General features: G+C 33.7%; 27 protein-coding genes, 1 tRNA gene and 1 riboswitch. Of the genes, 26 read left to right on the plus strand and 2 right to left on the minus strand.

All coding sequences use genetic code 11. The features are described 5' to 3' along the window. Positions 1-2: 2 nt before the first annotated feature. From atpG to C3E90_RS04080, 13 genes are all read left to right on the plus strand, one after another. Positions 3-860, plus strand: coding sequence for an ATP synthase F1 subunit gamma (gene atpG, locus C3E90_RS04020; protein ID WP_236914354.1), 858 nt, complete (start codon positions 3-5; stop codon positions 858-860). Between the two features lie 19 nt (positions 861-879). Next, positions 880-2277 (plus strand): F0F1 ATP synthase subunit beta, encoded by a 1398-nt coding sequence (gene atpD / locus C3E90_RS04025; RefSeq protein WP_236914355.1) that lies wholly within the window; start codon positions 880-882, stop codon positions 2275-2277. A gap of 2 nt (positions 2278-2279) precedes the next feature. Then, positions 2280-2705, plus strand: coding sequence for a F0F1 ATP synthase subunit epsilon (locus tag C3E90_RS04030; RefSeq protein WP_236914356.1), 426 nt, complete (start codon positions 2280-2282; stop codon positions 2703-2705). Positions 2706-2839: 134 nt separating this feature from the next. Continuing rightward, on the plus strand, positions 2840-3637 hold the full coding sequence (locus tag C3E90_RS04035; RefSeq protein WP_236914358.1) for a YwmB family TATA-box binding protein: 798 nt from the start codon (positions 2840-2842) through the stop codon (positions 3635-3637). Between the two features lie 18 nt (positions 3638-3655). After that, the gene (gene murA, locus C3E90_RS04040) at positions 3656-4906 is read left to right on the plus strand and encodes a UDP-N-acetylglucosamine 1-carboxyvinyltransferase (protein ID WP_236914359.1); all 1251 of its coding nucleotides are present in this window, start codon (positions 3656-3658) and stop codon (positions 4904-4906) included. Positions 4907-5053: 147 nt separating this feature from the next. Further along, complete coding sequence (gene spoIID, locus C3E90_RS04045; protein WP_236914360.1) at positions 5054-6085, plus strand: stage II sporulation protein D; 1032 nt, start codon at positions 5054-5056, stop codon at positions 6083-6085. 115 nt (positions 6086-6200) lie between these two features. Further along, positions 6201-6995, plus strand: a complete 795-nt coding sequence (locus C3E90_RS04050; RefSeq protein ID WP_236914361.1) for a M23 family metallopeptidase — start codon at positions 6201-6203, stop codon at positions 6993-6995. Positions 6996-7083: 88 nt separating this feature from the next. After that, positions 7084-7338: a sporulation transcriptional regulator SpoIIID gene (gene spoIIID / locus C3E90_RS04055; RefSeq protein ID WP_005584568.1), complete on the plus strand. Its 255-nt coding sequence runs from the start codon at positions 7084-7086 to the stop codon at positions 7336-7338. A gap of 154 nt (positions 7339-7492) precedes the next feature. After that, positions 7493-8521 carry a rod shape-determining protein gene (locus C3E90_RS04060; protein ID WP_236914362.1) on the plus strand — a complete coding sequence of 343 codons (1029 nt, stop codon included), beginning with the start codon at positions 7493-7495 and terminating at the stop codon, positions 8519-8521. 68 nt (positions 8522-8589) lie between these two features. After that, on the plus strand, positions 8590-9636 hold the full coding sequence (locus C3E90_RS13470) for a flagellar hook-basal body protein (protein ID WP_236914363.1): 1047 nt from the start codon (positions 8590-8592) through the stop codon (positions 9634-9636). Between the two features lie 11 nt (positions 9637-9647). Continuing rightward, the gene (gene flgG / locus C3E90_RS04070; protein WP_236914364.1) at positions 9648-10442 is read left to right on the plus strand and encodes a flagellar basal-body rod protein FlgG; all 795 of its coding nucleotides are present in this window, start codon (positions 9648-9650) and stop codon (positions 10440-10442) included. 13 nt (positions 10443-10455) lie between these two features. Next, positions 10456-10770, plus strand: coding sequence for a rod-binding protein (locus tag C3E90_RS13475; RefSeq protein ID WP_236914365.1), 315 nt, complete (start codon positions 10456-10458; stop codon positions 10768-10770). 12 nt (positions 10771-10782) lie between these two features. Further along, positions 10783-11652 (plus strand): transglycosylase SLT domain-containing protein, encoded by an 870-nt coding sequence (locus tag C3E90_RS04080; RefSeq protein ID WP_236914366.1) that lies wholly within the window; start codon positions 10783-10785, stop codon positions 11650-11652. 198 nt (positions 11653-11850) lie between these two features. On the opposite strand, the gene C3E90_RS04085 is transcribed toward C3E90_RS04080, so the two are convergent. Together C3E90_RS04085 and C3E90_RS04090 are read right to left on the minus strand one after the other, a co-directional pair. Further along, positions 11851-14763, minus strand: a complete 2913-nt coding sequence (locus C3E90_RS04085; RefSeq protein ID WP_236914368.1) for a phosphodiester glycosidase family protein — start codon at positions 14761-14763, stop codon at positions 11851-11853. A 248-nt stretch (positions 14764-15011) separates the two neighbouring features. Then, positions 15012-15088, minus strand: a tRNA-Pro gene (locus C3E90_RS04090). 242 nt (positions 15089-15330) lie between these two features. Between C3E90_RS04090 and C3E90_RS04095 the strand changes: the two genes are divergently transcribed. The 13 genes from C3E90_RS04095 (at position 15331) to flgK (ending at position 25082) form a co-directional block, all read left to right on the plus strand. Next, positions 15331-15798 (plus strand): COG2426 family protein, encoded by a 468-nt coding sequence (locus C3E90_RS04095; RefSeq protein ID WP_236914369.1) that lies wholly within the window; start codon positions 15331-15333, stop codon positions 15796-15798. A gap of 118 nt (positions 15799-15916) precedes the next feature. Further along, positions 15917-16020: riboswitch (SAM riboswitch) on the plus strand. Between the two features lie 86 nt (positions 16021-16106). Beyond that, complete coding sequence (metK, locus tag C3E90_RS04100; RefSeq protein ID WP_236914370.1) at positions 16107-17297, plus strand: methionine adenosyltransferase; 1191 nt, start codon at positions 16107-16109, stop codon at positions 17295-17297. Positions 17298-17416: 119 nt separating this feature from the next. Then, entirely contained in the window at positions 17417-17971 is a 555-nt protein-coding gene (locus C3E90_RS04105; protein WP_236914371.1) for a sigma-70 family RNA polymerase sigma factor, read from the plus strand. Between the two features lie 40 nt (positions 17972-18011). After that, complete coding sequence (locus C3E90_RS04110; protein ID WP_236914373.1) at positions 18012-18233, plus strand: DUF1659 domain-containing protein; 222 nt, start codon at positions 18012-18014, stop codon at positions 18231-18233. Between the two features lie 34 nt (positions 18234-18267). After that, positions 18268-18486 carry a DUF2922 domain-containing protein gene (locus C3E90_RS04115; RefSeq protein WP_236914374.1) on the plus strand — a complete coding sequence of 73 codons (219 nt, stop codon included), beginning with the start codon at positions 18268-18270 and terminating at the stop codon, positions 18484-18486. Between the two features lie 92 nt (positions 18487-18578). Beyond that, complete coding sequence (locus C3E90_RS04120; RefSeq protein ID WP_236914375.1) at positions 18579-18722, plus strand: YvrJ family protein; 144 nt, start codon at positions 18579-18581, stop codon at positions 18720-18722. A gap of 62 nt (positions 18723-18784) precedes the next feature. Then, complete coding sequence (locus C3E90_RS04125) at positions 18785-19366, plus strand: hypothetical protein (RefSeq protein WP_236914376.1); 582 nt, start codon at positions 18785-18787, stop codon at positions 19364-19366. 44 nt (positions 19367-19410) lie between these two features. Then, positions 19411-21630 (plus strand): SF1B family DNA helicase RecD2, encoded by a 2220-nt coding sequence (gene recD2, locus C3E90_RS04130; protein WP_442870555.1) that lies wholly within the window; start codon positions 19411-19413, stop codon positions 21628-21630. A gap of 9 nt (positions 21631-21639) precedes the next feature. After that, a complete protein-coding gene (locus C3E90_RS04135) occupies positions 21640-22305 on the plus strand; it encodes a ComF family protein (protein WP_236914378.1) in 666 nt (221 codons plus the stop codon). Positions 22306-22314: 9 nt separating this feature from the next. Further along, positions 22315-22728: a TIGR03826 family flagellar region protein gene (locus C3E90_RS04140; protein WP_236914380.1), complete on the plus strand. Its 414-nt coding sequence runs from the start codon at positions 22315-22317 to the stop codon at positions 22726-22728. Between the two features lie 72 nt (positions 22729-22800). Then, a complete protein-coding gene (flgM, locus tag C3E90_RS04145) occupies positions 22801-23082 on the plus strand; it encodes a flagellar biosynthesis anti-sigma factor FlgM (protein WP_236914381.1) in 282 nt (93 codons plus the stop codon). A gap of 12 nt (positions 23083-23094) precedes the next feature. Further along, positions 23095-23565, plus strand: coding sequence for a flagellar protein FlgN (locus tag C3E90_RS04150; RefSeq protein ID WP_236914382.1), 471 nt, complete (start codon positions 23095-23097; stop codon positions 23563-23565). A 2-nt stretch (positions 23566-23567) separates the two neighbouring features. Further along, on the plus strand, positions 23568-25082 hold the full coding sequence (flgK, locus tag C3E90_RS04155; protein ID WP_236914384.1) for a flagellar hook-associated protein FlgK: 1515 nt from the start codon (positions 23568-23570) through the stop codon (positions 25080-25082). The last annotated feature ends 19 nt before the right edge of the window (positions 25083-25101 follow it).

Raw genomic sequence — 25101 nt, forward strand, 5'->3', positions numbered from 1 at the left:
AATTGGCTGAATCAACACGAGATATTAAAAGAAGAATAAGAGGGATAAGTAATACTAGACAGATTACCAAGGCAATGGAATTGGTTTCCTCTGCAAAGCTTAGGAAAGCAAGAGAAAGGCTAGGTAGTTCAAGACCTTACTACAACACGGTTTATAATAATATACAACAGGTACTTAAAGATACAAAGAATATAAACCATCCTTATTTGAAAGCTAGAAAAGGGGATAGGGCTATATATATAGTCATATCTGCAGATAGAGGTTTAGCTGGAGGATTTAATTCCAATATCAACAGATTAGTTGAACATGAAATAAAAGATAAAAAGGATAAGGTTTCATTAATAACTGTTGGATTAAAAGGAAGAGATTATTTTAAAAGAAGAGGATACAATGTAATAGAAGAGTTTCTTCATATAACTGAAGAGCCTTCTTTTTCACATGCAAGAACCATTGGGAATCTGGTTATGGAAATTTATGAGAAAGAAGAAGTGGATAAAGTATATATAGTCTACACTAAATTTATTTCTACCATTTCTCAAGAGGTTAAGTTGATTAAATTACTTCCCAATGCAGATTTAAAAGAGGGCCCACAGGAAAAAGGTGCTGTTGTCGAGTTTGAGCCTTCTCCTGATGAAGTATTAGATTATTTAATACCAAAATATATACAATCCGTAATATATGGAGCTTTAATAGAATCATCCTGTAGTCAACAAGGAGCAAGGCGAACTGCTATGGAATCTGCTACAGATAATGCAGAAGAGATGATAGATGAACTTCAATTAAGTTACAATAGAGCTCGTCAGGCAGCCATTACTGCAGAAATTTCAGAAATTGTTTCAGGTGCTGAAGCTCTTAAGTAATAGAGAAAGGAGTGGGGATATGGAAAAGAACATAGGAAAAATTGTTCAGGTAATAGGCCCCGTAGTCGATATCCGATTTAGTGAAGAAAATTTACCCGAATTGTTAAATGCCATTGAAATAGATACAGGTAAAGAAAAATTGGTTGTAGAAGTAGCTCAGCATATTGGCGATGATACTGTTAGATGTGTAGCTATGAGCACAACTGATGGTCTTGTAAGAGGCATGGAGGCAGTAAATACTGGAGAACCTATAGCTGTTCCAGTAGGTAGAGAAACCTTAGGAAGATTATTTAATGTATTAGGTCAGGCCATAGATGGTAAGGAGCAAGTAAAGGGAGCAAAAATGGCACCCATTCATAGGCCAGCACCTTCCTTTGAAGAACAAGGAACGTCTAGGGAAATATTTGAGACGGGAATTAAGGTTGTTGACCTTATAGCTCCTTATTCTAAGGGTGGAAAAATAGGATTATTTGGTGGGGCAGGAGTAGGAAAGACAGTTTTAATCCAAGAGTTAATCAATAATATTGCTACGGAACATGGTGGACTCTCAGTATTTGCAGGTGTAGGAGAGAGAACTAGGGAAGGAAACGACCTTTACTATGAAATGATTGAATCAGGAGTAATAGATAAGACTGCTCTAGTATTTGGCCAAATGAATGAGCCACCAGGAGCAAGGATGAGAGTAGGCCTTTCTGGTCTTACTATGGCTGAGTATTTTAGAGATGAGGAAGGTCAGGACGTACTTCTATTTATAGACAATATATTTAGATTTACTCAAGCAGGTTCAGAAGTATCTGCTCTATTGGGTAGGATGCCTTCTGCAGTAGGTTATCAACCTACTTTAGCAACAGAGATGGGTCAACTTCAAGAAAGAATCACTTCTACTAAAAAAGGTTCAATAACATCAGTGCAAGCTGTATATGTGCCTGCTGATGACTTAACTGACCCTGCACCAGCTACAACTTTTGCTCACTTAGATGCAACAACTGTATTATCACGTCAAATTGCTGAATTAGGAATCTATCCTGCAGTAGATCCATTGGATTCTACATCTAGGATTCTGGACCCAGCAGTAGTAGGCCAAGAACATTATGAAGTGGCAAGAGGGGTCCAAGAGGTATTACAAAGATATAAGGATTTACAGGATATAATAGCAATACTTGGTATAGATGAACTTTCAGATGATGATAAACTAATTGTATCAAGAGCAAGAAAGATTCAGAGATTTTTATCACAACCTTTTACTGTTGCTGAACAATTTACAGGAATGAAAGGAACGTATGTACCTATCAAAGAAACAGTTAGAGGATTTAAAGAATTATTAGAAGGGAAACATGATGATATCCCTGAACAAGCCTTCTTTATGGTAGGGACCATCGATCAAGCTTTAGAAAAAGCTAAGAACATGGAGGGATAATTATGGGTTTTATGCTTAAAATAGTTACCCCGGATAGGGCTTTCTTCTCCGATGAAGTAGATAGGGTCATCGTAAGAGGAATAGAAGGGGATTTAGCCGTTTTGAAAAACCGAGCACCTCTAGTAACTCCCCTTGCCATAGGGAAAGTAAGGATAACTAAGGATGGAAAAGAAAGAGTAGCTGCAATAGTAGATGGTTATCTTTCTGTTCAAAAAGATAAAACCACAATTGTAACGGATTCTGCTGAATGGCCTGAGGAAATAGACGTAGAAAGAGCTGAAAATGCAAAGATGAGAGCAGAAAAACGTTTAAGGGAAAAACCCAATGGTTTAGATATACTTAGAGCTGAAAATGCTCTAAAGAGAGCACTAAATAGGTTGGAAGTGGCAAACATTAAAAAAATTAACGATGAAAAATTTAACCGATAAGGTATAAAAAGTACCCTTTCTTGGTAATACTTTTATCATAAGGAAAGGGTATTTTTTTGTGATAAAAATGTTTTGTCCCCCTTTACATTTTTATTCTAATACCCTTTTCCTTAAAAAAAATTGGAGGTAAGGGTATGAAAAGATATGGTAAATTCTTAATGTTGGGAATCATCATTATATTATTAATCCCTGTATTTGGATTTAGTCAGGACAAATACGAGGAAAAAGAATTGTTAATGGGAATTTTAGAGGAGACGGGAGCTGCTTTTTTAGAAGGGGACATAAGTTTAGGTGGGGTTATTCTTGATAGGTTTACAGGATATGAAGAGATTAGAGATATTGGAGACACCCTTAGAAATAAATTGGATATTAAAGGTAGCCCAATAGAATTTGGACGTCAATATAATGAATTAGAAAATAACTATTATTGGGAAGAGCTTATTGAAGAAGAGGGATTTATTCAACTTATAGTTCAAGGTTTTGATAACTATAACAATATAGTTACCATTACGTTATCCTCCTATGTAGACGTAGATCAAGGACCAGGTGAAACATCTCTTTTCATAAATTTAATAAATAAGGAGCAATTTGTTGAAATAAATGATATAATAATAAAGGTGGAAAAGATTTTTGAAGAATATGAAAAACCTGTGAATATTACTACTTGCGTTATTGGAACTTTTGATGGAGAAATAAGTACAAAAGAAAATGAAAAAAGAATTCTAGGAGTGACAAAAGCTATTAAGGGAAGAGTTGTAGAAGAATACAAAGAAGATGGCATTTTAAGTCTTTCAATCTTCACTCCTTATATTGAGGAACATGTATTTACAGGAAATAGTAAGATGAATTTAAATATTGCAGTTCGATTCAATGAATATGAAGATAGGACCTATATTTGGATAGGGACTCCTATAATAACTATTGGCTACTAGAATTAGGAGGGGATTTGTTTGAATAAAATAATGGTGGAAAAGAGTCCTCCATTAAGGGGAAATGTAAGAATTAGTGGAGCTAAGAATTCTGCACTACCTATTTTGGCTGCCTCATTATTAGGAACAGAGGATATTATATTAGAAGATGTACCCAGACTTAAGGATGTAGATGTTATATCTGAGGTATTATCATCTTTAGGGGCAAAGGTAGATTTTTTAGATGAAGGAATTATTAAAATTAATTCTAAAGATATTAATAATTATGAAACCCCCTATGAGTTGATGAGTAAGATGAGAGCATCTTTTCTAGTGATGGGACCTTTGTTGACCCGGCTTGGGAAAACTAAAACATCCTTACCTGGTGGATGCGCTATTGGAACTAGGCCCATAGATTTACATTTAAAAGGTTTTAGGGCTTTAGGAGCAGAAATAGATGTGGACCATGGTAATATTGGCGCCTATGCAGATAGACTAATTGGAGATAGAATCTACTTAGACTTTCCAAGTGTTGGAGCTACTGAAAATATTATGATGGCTGCAGTAATGGCAGAAGGGGAAACCATAATAGATAATGCAGCTATGGAACCTGAAATAGTTGACTTAGCAAATTTCCTCAACAAATTAGGTGGGGATGTTAAAGGAGCTGGTACTAGCAGCATTAGGATAAAAGGAGTAAAAGAGTTAGGTGGTGCGACTCATTCCATCATTCCAGATAGGATTGAAGCAGGAACCTTTATGGTAGCTGCAGCTATTACTAAAGGGGATATAATAGTAGAAAATGTTATTACCAGTCATATAAAGCCCGTAATTGCAAAACTTAGAGAGGCTGGATGCCAAATATATGAAAATGGGGATAAGGTAAGAGTAATAGGAGCCGATGAAATAAAGGCAGTAGATATTAAAACTTTACCATATCCAGGATTTCCTACGGACATGCAAGCTCAATTCATGGCACTTATGAGTGTCTGTAAAGGGACAAGTGTAGTAATTGAAACAGTTTTTGAAAATAGATTTATGCATGTTGATGAGCTAAAGAGGATGGGAGCAGATATCAAAATAGATGGTAGATCTGCAATTATTCAAGGGGTAGATCATTTAATGTCAGCCCCAGTAAAAGCTACGGATTTGAGAGCAGGAGCAGCCTTAGTACTAGCAGGGCTAGTTTCTGATGGGGTTACAAAAATTGAAAACATTTATCATATAGATAGAGGATATGACAATATAGAGGAAAAGATTACGAAGCTAGGAGGAAAGATTTATAGAGTTTAGGCAGAAAACAAGACAGGGGGACGGTTCTCTTGTCTTATTCTATAATGTATAATTGTTGGGGCGACCTTTGGTCGTCCTATTTTTCTTGTTATAATTTTATCTTCCCCAGCATATGATATTGTATACCAAAGGTAAGAGGGGGAGGACATGAAAAAAATTGGAATATATACTATTGTGGTTTTGGTAGTAACTATCTTTATACCGTCCATAATAGTTAAAACCTTTAATTTTGTTCCAAAAGAAAACAGATTGGTTAAAAAAATTATTAAATCTCAAGAGGAAGAAACTCCTCCTGAAGAAGAATTTGATGGACATATAATAGTATATGATACCAGGAATCAACAGGTTATTGAGATGCCCTTAGAAGAATATATAAAGGGGGTTGTGGCTGCAGAAATGCCTGCTGAGTTTCATATTGAAGCATTAAAAGCTCAAGCTATTGCTAGTAGAACCTATGCTATAAGTAGAACACTGAAATATATAGAAGGTCATCCTGATCATATTGAGGCTCCTCTTTGTACAGGCATTCACTGCCAAGCTTATCTTACTTTAGAAGAATTAAATAATCTTCATCCTAAAGACTGGGAAGAGAAATATTGGTCTAAGATTGAAAAAGCTGTAGATTCTACTAAGGGAATCGTTTTATATTATAGAGACGAGATAATAGAACCTCTATACCATTCTACTAGTGGAGGTATGACAGAAGATGCACAAGATGTATTTGCAGTGGATTTACCTTATTTAAAATCGGTAGAAAGCCCCTATGAAGAAGAAGCGCCAAAATTTAGGAGCTTAGTCACTATGACTGGAGATGAATTTATAAATATATTATTAAAAAAATATCCAGGTTCAAATATTACCAAAGATAATCTAGGGGAAAAGATAAAACTAGTAGAAAAAACCAAAAGTGGAAGGATAAAAAAACTAGCCATTGATGGTTCCGTAATAAATGGTAGAGAGATAAGAGAATTGTTTGATTTGAATTCAACAAATTTTAAAATAACCTATAATCCAAAGAACAATATAGTGGATATAGAAACCATAGGATATGGTCATGGCGTTGGCATGAGTCAATGGGGAGCCAATGGTATGGCTAAGAACGATAAGGATTATGAAGAAATATTGAAACATTATTATACAGGAGTGGAGCTACAACAATTTGCAATGGACGACTTTTAGTCGTCTTTTTTTAAGACAAGGGGACGGTTCTCTTGTCTTATTTTTTATACAAATTTATATATCTCCATGTATTAAATAGATAAAAATGGAAACAATACCTAATGGAGGTGGAGGAATGAAAAATAGATGGGCTAAATTGATTGAAAAAGATGGATTTTATATTATCTTATTTATCTGCGTATGTGTAGTAGCAGTTACAACGGTATTAGTTTCTAAGAGAAATTTAACTGAAAGCAATAAAGACAATCTATCTGAGATGGAAGATTTTATCATCATCAATGATGAATTAAATTTAGAATCTACCTTGGGAATATCTAAGATGGAGGAAGAGGAAATAGTTCAGGAAACAATGGAAGAAATCCCAGAATTTGAAGAGGAAGAAATAAAGGAAAACGAAGAAGCTAAAGAGACAATGGCGGAAGCAGAGAAAGAAGAAATGGAAGAGGACTTAGAATTTGTTGAGAAAGAACTTCCTCCAAATTCAATGGAAAACATGATAGCACCAGTAGAAGGGGTATTAGGTACAGGTTATACTAAGGACAACTTAATCTATTCGGAAACTCTAGAAGAATGGACAGGACATAAAGGAATAGATATATTAGCGGAAGAAGATAGTCAAGTAGTAGCTGCTTTATCGGGAATAGTACAAGAAGTATATAATGATGAATTATGGGGAATAGTAATAATACTAGACCATGGCAATGGGTTAATGACTAAATATGCAAATCTATCTACGGCAGATATGGTTAAGGAAGGTATTAAGGTAAACAAGGGGGATTTAATAGGTAAGGTAGGTAGAACAGCTCCCATTGAAATGATGATGGAACCTCATATTCATTTTGAAGTAATCAAAGATGGGATAAGCGTTGATCCTAAAGAACATATGCCAGCCTTTATATACTCAAACTAGCATATATTTGTTCTATTAGGAATTTAAAATGCATATGTATTTACAAAGATTAAAAACCCAAATCAAAGTTCAAAGGGGGTAGACCTATTTGAAAGATTATATAGAAGAAAGGGCATTGGAAATTGCAAAGTACATAATAAGTGAAAAAGCTACAGTAAGGCAAGCAGCAGGTGTTTTTGGTGTGAGTAAGAGCACAGTACATAAGGATGTGACAGAGCGTCTTCCCAAGATAAACCCTCTTATAGCAACTATGGTAAAACAAGTTCTTGAACAAAACAAAGCTGAAAGGCATATTAGAGGGGGGAAAGCAACTAAATTAAAATACAAAGCCATCAACGATTAAATAGGTCCATAAGGAAAGACAAAAGTCTATCCTTATGGGCCTTTTGGTTATTTTGGATAATATTGCAAATAAAAAGGAATTTATAGGTTTATGTAGAATTAATATATGATATAATGTATAAGTATATAGAGATGATAGAAGGGGGCAAATATATATGGCTGCTTTTAGGACGGATTTGGGTATTGATTTAGGAACAGCTAGCATTTTAGTATATGCAAAGGGTAAAGGAATAGTGCTAAACGAACCCTCAGTTGTAGCAATTGATCAAAATACCAATAAATTTTTAGCTGTAGGGGAAGAAGCAAAAAAGATGCTTGGAAGAACCCCGGGTAATATAATAGCTTTACGCCCTATGAAAGATGGAGTGATTTCCAATTATCAGGTTACTGAGAGGATGTTGAAATATTTTTTTTCTAAAGCTATAGGAAGAAGTATTTTCAAACCCAGAGTTATAATATGTGTACCTAGTGGAATTACGGAAGTAGAAAAAAGAGCGGTACTCGAAGCCAGTAACCACGCGGGAGCTAGAAAGACTTTTCTTATAGAAGAACCTATTGCTGCAGCAATAGGTGCAGGAATAGATATAACGGAACCAAATGGTAATATGATAGTGGATATTGGAGGAGGAACTACTGATGTGGCGGTTATTTCTTTAGGGGGTATAGTTATAAGTAGGTCCATGAAAGTTGCAGGGGATGAATGCAATGAATCCATTGTTCGATATATAAGGAAGAAACATAATATGATGATAGGAGAAAGGAGTGCAGAGGATTTAAAAATCCAAATAGGAACTGCATATCCTAGGGAAAAAGAAGTCTTTATGGAAGTTAGAGGTAGAAATCTGTTAACTGGATTGCCAAGGACTGTAAATATATCTTCTAGCGAAATGCTGGAAGCTCTAGAAGAGTCAGTTTCCCAAATAATTGATACAGTTCATTCTGTTTTTGAAAGAACTCCTCCAGAATTAGCAGCTGATATAGGGAATAAAGGAATAGTAATGACTGGCGGTGGCGCTTTATTACATGGAATGGATAAACTTATTACGAAAAAGACTGGGATAAAGGTGAATATTGTTGAAGATCCTATAGGTTCAGTGGCTATAGGAACGGGAAGAGCCTTAGATTGGGTAAATTTATTGGAATCAGATTTAATAGATTCAGATTCAATGAGGATAAAAGGTTAAAGTCCTATTAAAATATGTCGATAGTAATTATTGAGATTTATATATGGATTCAAGGAAGGGGAATTTAAGTGAACCGAGGACTATATATCAATGCTACTTCATTATCTACCAACCAGAAGAAATTAGAAGTTTTAGCTAATAATTTAGCCAATGTAAATACTACAGGTTATAAAAAGGACTTATCTTTAACGGAAACTTTTCCAGAAAAATTATTGTCCAAGATAAATAGCCAAAAAGCCAGACCTAGATTAAGGGGAGAAAATCAAATAGACTATGAAACAGATGGACAGGTTCATAGAGCTAGCACCAGTAACGGATTTTTTGTAGTGGAAACCCCTATGGGAAATAGTTATGTAAAGGATATACGTTTCATCATAGATGAGGAAGGATATTTTAGAACTTTTTATCAAGATGGTAGGGATGATTATAAGACTGATTATGAAAACTTCATAACCGATGGACAAGGGAATCGATTACAAGGGGCTGTAGAGGATGTAGAAGGATTATTACAAGGAATTGTTTATTTTCCACCTTCTTCCGTAGTAGGAACCATGAATGCAGGATTAAAATTCCAAAAAATTGTCACAGATTTTACTCTGGGGAATATGAGTGAAACAGGAGGTACTTACGATTTAGCTTTAAATGATTCTGGGTTTTTTAAGGTAGCAGATGCAGATGGAAATACCTATTATACTAGAGATGGTTCTTTTACAATAAACCAAGATGGAGTTCTTATTACATTAAGAGGAGAAATGGTCCAGGGAATAGATGGAGATGTATATATAGAAGGAAATGAAGTTTCAATAGGGGCTGACGGAAGAGTAATGGTAAATGGAAATGTAGCAGCTATTTTGGATATAGTGGATTTGGAAAATAGAGAATTTTTAAGAAAGATTGGAGATAATCTATATCAAATGGCAGAAGGTGTAGAGGCAGAAGAGATTCCTTACGAAGGAGAAATATTACAGGGATATTTGGAAAGTTCCAACGTAAATACTATTCAAGAGATGGTAGAGATGATAACTTTACTCAGGGAATACGAAGCAGGTCAGAAGGCCATTAGGGTACAAGATGAGATGCTTGAGAAGGCTTCAAATGAAATAGGAAGAGTATAGGAGGTTAGAAAATGAGAGCATTATGGACTGCTGCAACGGGCATGAAATCACAACAGTTTAATATAGACACCATAGCAAATAATTTATCCAATGTAAATACCACATCCTATAAGACTCAAAGGGCAGAATTTAAAGATTTGTTCTATGCTACTTTAAAAAGAACTAATATGGTAGATGAGGAAGGAAGGCCTGTAAACTTAGAAGTAGGCCATGGGGTTATGCCAACAGCTACTAAGAAGGATTTTAGACCTGGGAGTTTTGTGGAGACAAATGGCACTTTTGATTTGGCCATTGATGGAGAAGGTTTCTTTGCAGTACTATTACCTAATGATGAAATAAGATATACTAGAGATGGTAGTTTTAAATTGAGTGTAGACTTTGATGAAGGCACACTGGTAACTTCCGAAGGTTATATTGTACTCAGTGAAGATGATGATGAAATATTTATAGAATCTGGTCTAAGGGATATTACCATTGATGATTTAGGATATATAACAAGAGTAGATGAAGAGGGAGACATGGTAGATTTAGGAAGGGTTAAACTTGTAAGATTTACTAATCCAGAAGGCTTATTATCAGAAGGTTTAAACCTATATAGTGATACGGTAGCTTCTGGAGAAGAAATACCTATAGAACCAGAAGAGATGAGGGGCAGGATAGTGCAAGGCTATTTAGAAGCTTCAAATGTACAGGTGGTAGATGAAATGGTAAAAATGATTACAGCCCAAAGGGCTTATGAAATCAATTCTAAGACCATACAAACTGCAGATGAAATGCTTCAACTAACCAACAATTTGAAAAGATAATGGGGTGGCTTAGGTGGAAATAAATATGGATGTAAATATTGATCCAAAAGAATTACATAATAAAATGGAATCGTTAAAATCCAATAAAGATGACTTAGCTTTAAAAAAAACATGCAAAGAATTTGAATCCATCTTTTTATCCCTAATGTTTAAAGAGATGCAAAAGACAGTGCCAGAGGATGGGCTGGTTGAAAAGAGTACAGGTAGGAAGATATTTGAAGATATGCATATTGATGAATTATCTAAGGAGATAGCTAATAGAGACCAGGGATTTGGTATAGCAGAAATGTTATATGAGCAATTTAAAAATGGATATATTAGTTGGTAGGAGGTAAAAGTAATGGGGAAGAAAGCATTGGCCATATTAGTTACCTTGGCCATATTCTTTGGTGCAGTAAATATTGGATTTTCTCAAAATAGAAATCTTTCTAGACAAGAAGTAGAAAAGGTTATCGAGGAAGTGGCTACCAAAAGGGGTATTCCTAGTATCATAATGAAATGTATTGCAAAAAAAGAAAGTACTTTCAGGCAGTTTAACAGTAATGGAGGACCTTTGCTTGGTGCAGGCAGGTATGTGGGTATAATGCAGATAGATGGAGAAAGTCGTGTCTATAATATACATAAGCTAAAGAATGACCCTGTTTATAATATAGAGGCAGGAGCAGATCACCTATTAGGGAAATGGAAAATGGCTAACGATAAGATGGCACAAATAGGCAATATGGACCCAAATATATTAGAACATTGGTATTTTGCTCTTTGGGGATATAATGGATTGCTAGATAGGAATGATCCAAATAGAAGTTCTAAAACCTATCAGGATAGGATATACGAAATAGCTTTAAAGGATTATAATCAAAAGATAAATATTGTTGATAAAAGATCTGTACCTAGTAGAGGTGGATTTCCTAGAAATGATAGAAGGATTTCAACTCCCGAAGAATATCATGAAGGAGATATTATTAAATACCAACCTGATGATATTGTAAAACCTGATACCATGGAAAAGGTAAATGGAAAAGACCAATTAGTACTCCATGATGGACCTAGAGGTAAAGCTATAGGCACCGTAAAGGAAGACCAAACCATGACCATATTAGAAGGGCCAGTATTAAAGCGAGGATTCTATTTCTATAAAGTGAAAATAAATGAGGATTTAAGAGAAGGCTGGGTTTATGGGAATTGGATAACTTTATCAATGGAAGATTAATAAATGGAGATTAAATTTTCCTTTAGCTGGTAATAATATTAGCTAAAGGAGTGATTATATGGGGAAAAGGATTATATATACTTTTTTTGTTATTATCCTTACAATTTTTACATTAGGAATTATTTTATACAATTAAGAATTTAAAGATGAAAAACTGGACAGAAAATCTGTCCAGTTTTTCGGTTCAGAGGTCTATTATCAATTAGTTATCTGGTAGGTAATGTCCTTGCCATTTACAACAAATTCTATTGAATAAATATTCTTCACATCCTCTGGTGTTTCAATTTTCTTATTGTTTAGTTCTATATATCTAATACCGTCTATTAAATCGGTTTTAGTAGTGTTTCCATTATATATTACCCAAATACTCTTACCCTTTTCAGAGGTTTCAACTAATGTATTATGGAGTAAATCTGCCTCTAACCTATCTTTAAAACCCCCAGCTCCAAATATTGGAGTATTTAAGAATAGAAGTATATGGTCTTCTTCAGCATTGGCTAGTCCATCCTTTAACCATAACCATTGCTGTGGATTTGTGTCCCTAATACCACCTTTAGCGCTACTTGCATCTATAATCATTAAATTTCTATATCTATTAGTTTTATAAGGAGTACCTAGATTAACAACTCTATCCGATTTAACTGTTGAATTAAATTCTCCACTAGTTTTACCAATGAACATGCTTAAATTATGGGGATTAGCTATATTCCTAATCTTATCTACAGCAGCCTGTCCAGCAATTTCTTGAAGGTTATTTGGCAGCCTAGTTATAACAAAGGAGAATCCATTTCCTGTTTTTTCTGATTTAATATTTTTTCCATCTTTAAAACTACTTGGGGTTGGTACTTCTACATTATCATAGTTTGGTGGATAATGAATCATTAAATTGTCTACTAATATTTCTCCTGAATATTTCTTAGAACTATCAATTTCCACTATATAGATTCTATCTAGAGTAATAGGATAGGCTACATTAGAAGGAATAATTCCTTCAACATATTGCCAATCTGTAGAATCTAATGATTTTTTAAAATCTATATAATGATCTTTACCATTACTATCTTTGACAATACCTCTTAACCAAGCTCCATTGCTGTCTCCCTTCACCCATAAGGACAGTTTATTAGGTGTTCCTTTTAAAGCTAGCCCTTTTTTCCCTTCTGGTGTAAATAATATATAGGAAGCTCTAGTTCCATCACCTTGGGTGAAATCATATCTTAAACTCATACTATTTTGCCCTTCTTTAGCTATAGCATTTAGACTAATTTCTCCCTTTACATATTCAGGATAATTGGTTATATTAAAGTTTTCAATTTTTTCAAATCCTTCTATTGGTATTCCTTCACCACTACCAATGGACACTAAAATATTGTTTATACTATTACCTACACGGCCTGTAATAGCGCCAGCGCCAATCTTTTCTCCACTGTAGAATACTCCTTTTTCAATATATCCTATATCTCCTATAACTGACCAATCAATGTCTTCATTATATATTTTGGCCTTAAATCCGTTTTTGTCTTTACCATAGATAGTGCCTATATTTTTTTGGTCATTAACATGTAAAGTGAATTTATTCACTGGGAAAATAATGCTTTTAATTTCATCTAATACTTTAAGATTTAAGGTAGAACTTATACTCTGGTAATTGGCGCTAATAGTTACATTACCAGTAGATTTAGCTCTGAAAACATTGCCTTCTATTTCTCCATCAACACCATCAAAAGTATATTCTACTTTACTTTGGTCTATTTCCACAGGATTATGATACTGATCATATCCTTTTACAGTAAACCTTCTAGAGGTATTAGGGAACATCTTTGTTTCATCGGTATTTAACTTTATATAGGAAAGTTCGCCTTTAGGAGCATTGGAAAAGACTCCTACACCGTTAACAACTCTACGTTCTCCACCTTCAGAAGGCTTGTTTACAACTTTTGCAACCTGTTGATCTATAGGTTTAATTGCCATGGTAGTGGAACCGCCTCCATCAAGATTTAGAGCATTATAGGCTCCTAAACCTTTTAGGATAGCTGCAAATTCTTCTTGGCTAACTCCTTTATATGAAGTATCTCTACCATCAATAGTAGCAATTATTAATTCATTCCTATCCTCTGTAATCCCAATTCCTGTCCTTGGATGTCTTCCTTTAATATCGATATTGGAATTGGTTATTTTACCATCCTTAAGGATAATGCTACCGCCACCAATGGCAAATTTTATATTTTCAAGATTAGGGGTAGTACCTATGGATAGTTTTACTTCATCCCCTACATTAAAATTAGCTAATAAGGGTTCCGCTCTATTCCCTCTTACAGCGATTACATATCCATTTTCCGGAATATTTACTGATTCTTTACCGATTCTAATTTCTTGAACTACATTGTCAACTACAACCATTTCAACCATTTCACCATTGTATACATTATTAGCTTCGCCATTGGCTTCACCGTTGATCTCACCATTGGCCTCACCATTAGGTTCAACAATAGGTTTACCATTAAATTTATTACCAAAGGATTTAGTTCCCCAGTGTTTATTTAATAAGGTTACCATATTCATATCAGCTGCCTTATTAATTAAACTTATGGGGACAGACTTTCCAGAGTTTAATGAGGTGAGACTCATACTTCTATCGAAAAATGTAATATCAGGATTGTTTTCTATATCTAGATAGAATGTAGGAAGGGCATAGGCTCTTTCTATTGGGGAAGATAGTACTTCTCCTTTTTCTATAAAAGTTCCCATTGAATAGGAAAAAGGATTGAATTCAAAAAAATCTCCATTTATTCCTGCAACTGCTTTATTATCTGTTACCATATTGCTTATACTGTCCCTATTGGATAGCCCCTTATTATTAAATAATCCACCTATTTCAGCAAATTCATCATTTAAATCCACTCTCACTACGTTAATATGCAACCAACCATTAGTTGTAAACTTCTTTATATTTTCATATAGAATGCCAGATCCAATATAATCTGAATTCTTTGTTTCATAGATTACATAAGGCATATTAACTGCATCTGCAGTTATGGATGGGGCTGTTGAAGTAATAACGGCGGTTATAACAAGTAATAATATAAATATCTTTCTAATTGATTTATTCAAAAATATCACCTTCCCTTGATTAAACAAATAAGTAAACATCTTCTCCATTTTTTAACAAACTAAATATTTTACCTCTTGCCCCAAGAACCCCCCTTTCTTAATAAAATCCCTTTTTTCATTTGTATATATATTGATATTATACAATGTATATATATCAATATGGTTACAATTGTATTACAAAGACCTAACAAGTGTATTTTTGGCAATAAAAAAAGAAGAATTGAAATTTCAATTCTTCTTAAAATCTATGGTCGGGGTGAGAGGATTCGAACCCCCGGCCCCATGGTCCCAAACCACGTGCGCTACCAAACTGCGCTACACCCCGCCAACCACTATTATAGTATAAGGGATGTAGGTTATAAATGCAAGATATATAAATAAGGCAAAAAGGATAAAATTAGGCCGATAGACCTAATTAAATAGAAATACCTCCTTTAATCTCACTATATTTAGCTAATTCATCATTAAAAATAATATTATTTAAATTTACCAATATCTATAGATAATATTATTTTAATATTATATCATAGTATTAATGATATTTAATAATAAAAGGGGAGTTAGCTTATGTTTGAACTAATAGAAGGATTAAAAAAGGAAATACTAGTAATAATTACAGCAGCTATGCCATTATCAGAACTTAGAGTAGCTATTCCTCTAGGCATTTCTTTAGGCTTAAATCCAATTCATAGTACTATCATTAGCATTATGGGCAATATGGCGATAGTTCCTATTTTATTGAAGATATTAAATCCAGTTATGAATTATTTAGAAAAAACTTTCCTTTTCTCAAAATTGATTGGCTGGGTTAAGAGGAGAACTTTGAAAAGGACTAGGAATACTATAAAAAAATATAGTTTGTTAGGATTATTCATTCTGGTAGCTATACCAATCCCTACCACTGGGGCATGGACTGGGTGTATTGCAGCAACTTTATTTAAACTAGATTATAAAAATGCACTGTTTGTAATCCTCTCTGGAGTATTGGTAGCAGGGTTAATAGTATCTACTATAAGCTATCAAATTATTGGATAGAGGGGTAAGACAATGGTATAAATCCTATGGCACTGGGTTATAAACTGTCCATTCATATTGTTTGACTTACATCTTTCATTATGTTAAAATATGTATATAAATTAATAGAAATCTTGATGCCTTATCAAGAGTGGTGGAGGGAATGGGCCCAATGAAACCCGGCAACCTGTAATCATACAAAGGTGCTAAATCCCACAGAATTTGAATTCTGAAAGATGAGGTTATTTTAAAATTGCCTTTTCCTTTTGGAAGAGGTTTTTTAGTTTGGAACAAAAGATATTTTATATAAACTTAAGGAGGTCTTTTTTATGAGAAAATGGTTATTCACTTCTGAATCCGTAACGGAAGGACATCCAGATAAGGTATGTGATGCAATATCTGATGCCATTTTGGATGAAATATTAGCCAAGGACCCAGAAGCAAGAGTAGCTTGTGAAACTACTGTAACAACAGGGTTAGTCCTTGTAACAGGTGAAATTACAACAAATTGTTATGTGGACATACCTAAAATTGCTAGACGAACTGTTGAGGAAATAGGATATACTAGGGCTAAATATGGTTTTGATGCAGACACCTGTGCAGTACTGACATCTATTAACGAACAATCTCCAGACATAGCCCTTGGTGTAAATAAAGCATTAGAGCATAGAGATAATGGAGAAGATGAATTAGACCAGATAGGAGCAGGAGACCAAGGAATGATGTTTGGATATGCCTGTAATGAAACTGAAGAGTTAATGCCTTTACCAATTTCCTTAGCTCATGAATTAGCAAGGCGGTTGGCAGATGTTAGGAAGAATGGCACTTTAGAATATTTAAGACCAGATGGTAAAACTCAAGTTACTATAGAATACCATGATGGGAAGCCTGTAAGAATAGAAAATATTGTTGTATCAACTCAACACAGTCCAAATATTGAGTTAGGCACAATAAAGAAGGATATTATGGAACATGTAATTATGAAAATTGTACCTCAAAATCTGTTAGATGATAATACTAAATATTATGTAAATCCAACAGGAAGGTTTGTAGTAGGAGGACCCATGGGAGATGCAGGCCTTACTGGAAGAAAGATAATAGTGGATACCTATGGTGGATATGGAAGACATGGAGGAGGAGCTTTTTCAGGAAAAGATCCTACAAAGGTGGATAGATCAGCTAGCTATGCAGCCAGATATGTAGCCAAAAACATAGTAGCTGCAGGATTGGCGGATAAATGTGAAATAGGCATAGCCTATGCAATTGGAGTAGCTAGACCATTGTCCATATATGTAGAAACCTTTGGTACTGGGAAAATATCCGATGGAGAAATAGAAAAACTAGTAAGAAAACATTTTGACTTAAGACCAGCAGCTATTATTAGAGATTTAGACCTAAAAAGACCTATTTACAGACAATTAGCAGCATACGGTCATTTTGGTAGAAAGGATTTAGATCTACCATGGGAAATAACTGACAAGAAAGATATATTGAGAAAAGAAGGATTAGAGAGAGCATAATTTACAATATTCACAAGAGGACTTTTTATAAGTCCTCTTTTTTCTATTCCATATTTTTAAGGTAATATGAATTCACCTAGGAAAATATGGAAGGCGCCTTCCTCTTTGGAGGAAGAAATATGTATAAGGAAATAGAAGAACTATTATTATTGAGTAAAAAAGGAGATGTAGAAGCTAAAGAAACCCTATTATTAAAGCTTAATCCATTAATAATAAGCTCCATTAGAAGGTATTACAATAGAATTGACCAATATGACGATTTAATTCAAGAGGGCTATGAAACAATCCTTCTAGCCATTGAAAATTATAATCCAACTAGAGGAGTTAGATTTTTAGGATATACTAAGGCCATGTTAAAATACTTGTATTTAGAGAAACACAGGGAAAAAGAATTTCTTTCATTGAACAATACTGTAGATAATGGAGAATTCATAGATTTATTGGAAGGAAATGAAGAAAACCCTATAGATATAATTATAAAAAATGAAGAAACAGAAATATTATTTGAGAGTTTAAACTGTCTTACAGAAAGGCAAAAACAAGTAGTAGTGGATTACTATATAAATAGACTGTCTATAGATGAAATTGCAGATAGATTAGGAATATCCTATAGAACAGTAGTGAATACCAAAACTCAAGGAATAAAAAAATTGAAAAATAGAATAGTAAAATAATCTTCCTTCTTCCATATAAGGAATAGAAGGAGGTGAGAAGATGGCAGTAGTAGATATTAAGGAAAATGTAAGATTAAAGCTTGAGCTAGACGGTGGTATGGACGGGAATAGACAGATTATCAAATCTAAAATCCTTTCCAAAGTAAAGCCTACAGTAGAAAGTGAAGACCTATATTCAGTAGCTCAGTCCTTAGCAGGCCTTCAAACTTTGCCTTTATACAAAGTTAAAAGGCTAGAGGAAATCGAATTAAGAGACGAATAATCTAAACTAAAATAGGCCACAAGGAGGTGATTAAATGGAGAAGTCAAAATTGGAAATGGAGTTTAAAGATGAAATGGGGAAAAAATTCACCATATCTATAGATGACCCTAGAGGGGACCTTACAGAATTAGAAGTAAAAGCTGCAATGGATGATATAGTCAATAGGAATATATTCTTCACTACATCAGGAGCTATAGTAGCCACAGAAGGTGCCAGATTCATAACCACAACAATAGAAGAACTGACTATATAATAGCTAGTTAGTATCATATCTGATAAATAAGTTCTCTTTTTGGTGCCTGGCACCAAAAAGAGAACTTATTGACTATGGAAAGGAGGCTGTTTATGGAAGAGATTTATACCCATATAGCTAATTTGGGATTTCCCATAGTGATTTCCATCTATCTATTGGTTCGAATAGAGGGGAAGCTAAATATGCTAACTGAAAGTATAAACGATTTATCCAAAGCCATAGCAGGGATTAAATAAAAAAATCCCCTTCTTGACTTAGAACACATGTTCTGGTAAAATAAGTCAAGGAGGGGATTTTTATGGATATAGAGAAGATAATTTCTGAAGAACTAATAGCCTTCCTTCCGGTATATCTGGCTATGAAGGGAAATTGTACATTAATATTAACTGGAGGTGGAGGGAAATATGAAATTGAGAAAACCGTTAGAACTGTATTAAACCAGATAAGCAAATTCTATTTAATAGATTTAAATGCAACAAAAAAATATTATGGCGATTTATTAAATATAAGAAATTTAACCCCAATTCCATTTAATAGAGATAATATTTTTGTACCAATAAAGGTGAGAAAACCTTTATTAAAAAATGATGGGTCCTTTGGGTATGTAAATATTAGTTATATCAAAAAGACTTTTTCTGCTAAAGGCAAAACTATAATTCAATTAAATGAAGGTAATAACATAGAATCTTTATCCTCTGTAGATACTGTAAATAAGCATATTAAAAATGGGTATATTGTAAAAAAGTTATATAGAGAGAAAGAAAATACAATCAATGTTAATGAAAAGAATTTATACCTAGAATATGACAAACCCGCTACCAAAAGAGATATAGCCTTATTGATAAATGAAATACTTAAGATAAAAGAGAATATAAGATAAAACTTATATGATATAATAATATCTAAGATTATGGGTAGAGGAGAATGGTTTTGCTAACATTAGAAGGTATGGTAGAAGATATAATATTTAGAAATGAGATAAATACTTATACAGTCGCAAGTATTGATACTTCAGATGGTAAAGCAACTATTGTAGGCTATATTCCATTTATTAACATAGGCGAAACTATAAAAGTAGAAGGAGAATGGATTTATCATCCAACCTATGGAGAACAGTTAGAAATATCCAATGTGTCCATAGTAGTCCCTTCCACCGTTAATGGTATAGAGAAATATTTATCATCAGGTCTTATTCCCCATATAGGTCCAAAGACTGCCAAAAGGATAGTAGATAGATTTGGAAAGGATGCTTTAGATATTATTCAATATAATCCGGAAAGGTTAAAGGAGATAGAAGGGATAGGGGATATTAAACTAAAAAGGATAGTAGAGGCTTTTGAAGAACAAGGAGAAATAAGAGAGATTATGGTGTTTCTCCAGCAATATGGGATAACTGCCAACTATGGAATTAGAATATATAAGCAATATGGCAAAGACACCATAAATATAATCTCTGAAAACCCCTATAAATTGTCGGAGGATATATTTGGAATAGGGTTTAAAACAGCGGATAAGATTGCTCAAAATATGGGGATTAGCCTTAATTCCCCTTATAGAATAGAAGGAGGAATTAGATATATTATAAATAGATATGCTGCTAGTGGCCATACCTATGTGCCAAAAGAAGAATTAATACCTAGTACATCCCAATTATTAGGAGTGGAGGATAATTTAATTGAAGAATCCCTAAGGGATTTGGCTATAAAAGGCATAATACATATATTGAACATTAACGATGAAATGAAAATATATTATACTCCCTTCCATATAGCAGAAAACAATGTAAGCAGGAAGATAGTAGAACTATCCCGGGTAGAACTAGAAGGTTTTAATGTGGATATAGATAATATAATTAAGGATATAGAAGGACAAGAAGGTATTAATTTTGCCCAAAAACAGATTGAAGCTATAAAAGAATCCATAGAAAATGGAATAATAGTAATTACAGGAGGTCCTGGTACGGGAAAAACCACTATAATCAACGCCATAATTAAAATATATGAAGACCAAGGACTAACTGTAAATCTTGCTGCTCCTACAGGGAGGGCAGCCAAGAGGATGACTGAAACTACGGGGATAGAAGCAAAAACCATCCATAGACTATTGGAATACTCCTATATGGAAGAAGAAATGGCTTTCGGACTTAACGAAGACAGCCCTTTGGATACGGATTTACTTATTATAGATGAAGCTTCTATGGTAGATATTTTATTGATGAATAGCCTATTAAAAGCCATAGTTCCAGGGACTAGACTTATTTTAGTAGGAGATGTGGACCAGCTTCCATCAGTGGGAGCAGGCAATGTACTAAAAGATATAATAGGTAGTGGTGTAGTAAAAGTAGTAAAACTAGATGAGATATTTCGCCAAGCAGAGGAAAGTTTAATAGTAGTCAATGCCCATAGAATAAATAAAGGGGAAATGCCTTTATTAAATGTACAGGATAAGGATTTTTATTTTATAAGGGAAAGCAATCCCAACAATATTGTAAATATTGTTTTATCCCTATGCAAAGAAAGACTTCCCAGCTATTATGGAGTAGATTCCTTTAAGGATATTCAAGTGCTAACCCCTATGAAAAAAGGTGATGTAGGGATAAATGCATTAAATAAATACTTACAAAATGTATTAAATCCAAAGGCCAATGGAAAGAAAGAAAAAACAATAGGGGATGAATTATTTCGAGTAGGAGATAAGGTAATGCAAATTAAGAACAACTATGCTACAGAATGGGAGATAATAAAGGATGGTGTAGTTGAAGAAAAAGGGGAAGGGGTCTTCAATGGAGATTTTGGAATAATCACTGATATAGATGATGAAGAAAGGATATTAAAGGTATTACTCGATGATGAAAAGGAAATAGAATATAATTTTAACCAATTAGACGAATTAAAACTATCCTATGCTACTACTGTCCATAAAAGTCAAGGAAGTGAGTTCCCAGTAGTGGTAATGCCTATATACTGGGGGCCACCTATGTTATTGACAAGGAATCTATTATATACGGCTATAACTAGAGCTAAAAACCTAGTGGTATTAGTAGGAGAAGAAAGGTATTTAAGGACTATGATAACCAATAATAGGATTGCCAAAAGGTATTCCAGTCTAGATTATAAAATTAGAAATATTTTGACTAATTTTTAGGGGGGAGCTATGGATTTTGTAAAAAATATAAAGAATCTTTTATTTCCTCAAAGACATATTTGTTTGTTATGTAAAGAAAATATGGCTATGGATGAGGATTATATTTGTACAAGCTGTAGGGGGTTAATTGAATTTGTTAACAGGGAGATTACTTTAGATTTGCCTAAATTGGAGAAAGTATATTATTCAGTTTTATATAATAGATACATTAGAGAGAAGATTCACTCCTTCAAATTTGAGGGGAAAAGCTATCTATATAAACCTTTTGGAGAAATTCTTCTATCCACCATAAAGGAAAAAGGATTAGAAGAAAAAATTGATGCTATTATCTGTGTACCCATCCATAGAAGGAAAAAAGCCTTTAGAGGCTATAATCAATCGGAATTATTAGGAGATTATGTGGCAAAGAAATTGGATGTTCCTATCTTAAAGAATCATCTATTAAAAGTTAAATGGACTAAAGATCAAAATAAACTGGGAAAAGTTGAAAGGTTAAGTAACCTTAGGGACTCTTTTAAAACAGCCAATATAAAGGACATTAAAGGTAAAGAAATCCTTTTAATTGACGATATAATTACTACAGGGACTACTTTGAAAGAATGTAGTAAATCTTTAATAGATAGTGGAGCCAAAAAAATATATGGTTTGGCCATTACTTCTAGTATGAAAGTGTGAGGTGAGAATATGGATGTTAGGAACTGTAGCCGTTGCGGTAAAATATATGCTTACGATGGATTTAAAATATGCCTTCAATGTAGAAGAGAAGATGAAAAGGATTTCAAAATCATAAAGGAATATATAGATGAAAATCCTGGGGCCAACATATCAGAAGTCTCAGAAGGAACAGGAGTAGACACTAAAAAGATAATAGAATTTTTAAGGGAAGGTAGACTGGAAGTTGAGGATGAACACAATTTATTACTTAGTTGTGAAAGATGTGGAGCTTCCATAAAGACAGGACGTTTTTGTGAAAAATGTAATAGTGAGATGCAAAGAGAATTCAAAAGGACTATAGGTGGAGGTAGAGATTCTAGAAGCATTAGTAATGGTAGGGCTAGAGAAAAGATTAGAATTACAGACAGACGTAGGCATAGATAATTAAATAAAATTATAGTTAAAGTATCACCCCATTTTACCGATAATAATATTGAAGAAATGGGGTGTATTTTAATGAAAATTAATAAAACCGACAAGGTATTGCAAATCTATAATGATATGAGAAGCAACAAAATTAAACCAAATAGGAATACCTTTGGGAAAGACGAGTTAGAGGTTTCAGAAAAGGCTAAGGACTATCAGTTTGCAATCAATAAATTAAAAGAAGTACCAGATATAAGGAAAGACAAAGTAGAAAAGATTAAAAGGGAAATAGCATCTGGAAGTTATAATGTAGAAGGGGAAAAGATAGCAGAAAAAATCTATGAAGGAACTAATTTTGATAAGAAAATATGATGAGGTGGAGAGATGACTTTTTCAGAAGAACTGATGGATATATTAAAGAAGGAGTATGAAATTCTTTTAACTTTAAAAGAACTTACCTTTGACAAAACCGATTTTATAACAAATAACCAGGTGGAAAAATTGGAAGAAATGGTTAAAAAAGAAGAAGAATTGATAAACTTAATGGCCAATACTGAAGAAGAAAGAATAAACTTGACGGATAGTTGGGGAGTTGGCATAAATACACCATTGTCAGAGGTAATTGAAAAGGTTCCTGAAGGGAAAGAAGGATTAATGGATATAGGAGAAAAACTATCTAAATCTATGGAAGAAATTCAAAGTAGAAATAATATTAATAGCCATCTAATTAATGAAAATTTACAATGGCTAGATTTTAATATGAATTTACTCACTAATACTTTTACTCCTACTACCTATGGAAAGAAAAAGAAAGGAACGGAGACTAAGAATAGCTTATTCGATAGGAAGGTGTAGATATGAGTTTTGGAGGATTATATATTTCCATATCAGGAATAAATGCCAATAGAAAAGCTTTAGATACGGTATCCCATAATATTGCCAATGTTGATAATCCAAACTATGTAAGACAAGGAGCAATTCATGGGGAAAGTAGATATTCTACTAATGCTATTACAAGATTTCAAATGGGGACAGGAGTAGATGTACAGCAGATTAGACAGATTAGAGATGAGTTTTTAGATGCAAAATTGAGAAAGGAAATGGCAACCTTTGGATACTATAATACTAAATCAGAAATATTAGGTGAGATTGAAGTAATATTTAATGAAATAACCAGTAGTGGTCTTCAAAATGTATTAGATGATTTTTGGAAGGGTTGGGCAGAACTATATAAGGAACCGGATAGTTTAACTATGAGAGGACTTCTCCATGAAAAGGCAGTAGCTTTTACTACTACTGTAAACCATATATCTGTCCAACTAGATAATTTACAGTTTAACTTGAATAAGGAAATGTTAAACAAATCAGAGGAAGTCAATTCCCTATTAAGAGAGATATCAGGTTTAAACAAAAGAATAAAATTAGCAGAAGGCCATGGTCCCCATATATCAGCCAATGATTTTAGGGATAGTCGCAATGCAGCCATAGACAGATTATCGGAACTTATCCCAATTGATTATTATGAAAACAGATTTGGTGAAGTAGTAATCACTTTAAATGGCAGAGATTTAATCAATGGAGATTATTTTAATCCAATAGATATTCAATTAGATGAAAAAGGTCATGGGGAGATACACTGGAAAGACTCAGGAGAAAAAATAGAGCTAAAAGGATTAGGAGAACTAGGAGGATATATAGACGCAAGGGATAAAGTAGTAGTAGAATATAGGGAAAGGTTGAATATTTTAGTAGGAGAACTGACTTCAAGCATAAATGCCTTCCATAGGTCGGGAGTGGATTTAGAGGGAATAAAAAATGGAGAAAATTTCTTTGTTATTGGCAATCCTAATGATTCAGCAGCAACGATAAAAGTAAATTCAGCTTTAGAAGATTTTAATAGAATTGCAGCTGGTAAAACTGCTGCAAAGGGAGATGGAGACGTAGCTAAGGCTATTTTAGGCTTGAGAAATATGAACTTATTTAAAGAATACCATGAATATATATCAGGGGGAAATGGATATATATATGAAGATATTAAGGATGAAAATGGCGATGATTTTTCTAATATAGAAGATATTATAGAAGAAATAATAGGCAGAGAGGGAACCATGAACATAGACGGTTTCTATCGAGATTTAATCCTAAGTTTAAGCCTAGAAAGAGAACAAGCAAGGGATATGGTATTAAACCAATCCATGCTAATAAACCAAATAGACAGCAGAAGACAAGAAATATCTTCCGTATCCTTAGACGAGGAAATGGCAAATATGCTAAAATACCAACATTCCTATATAGCCAATAGTAGAGTAATCAATGCAATAGATGAAATGATAGAGAATATAGTCAATAGGATGGGCATTGTAGGAAGATAAAATTTTTATGAAAGGACTG

The organism is Clostridium sp. Cult2 (assembly GCF_021655075.1).
Lineage (GTDB): Bacteria > Bacillota > Clostridia > Tissierellales > Tepidimicrobiaceae > Schnuerera.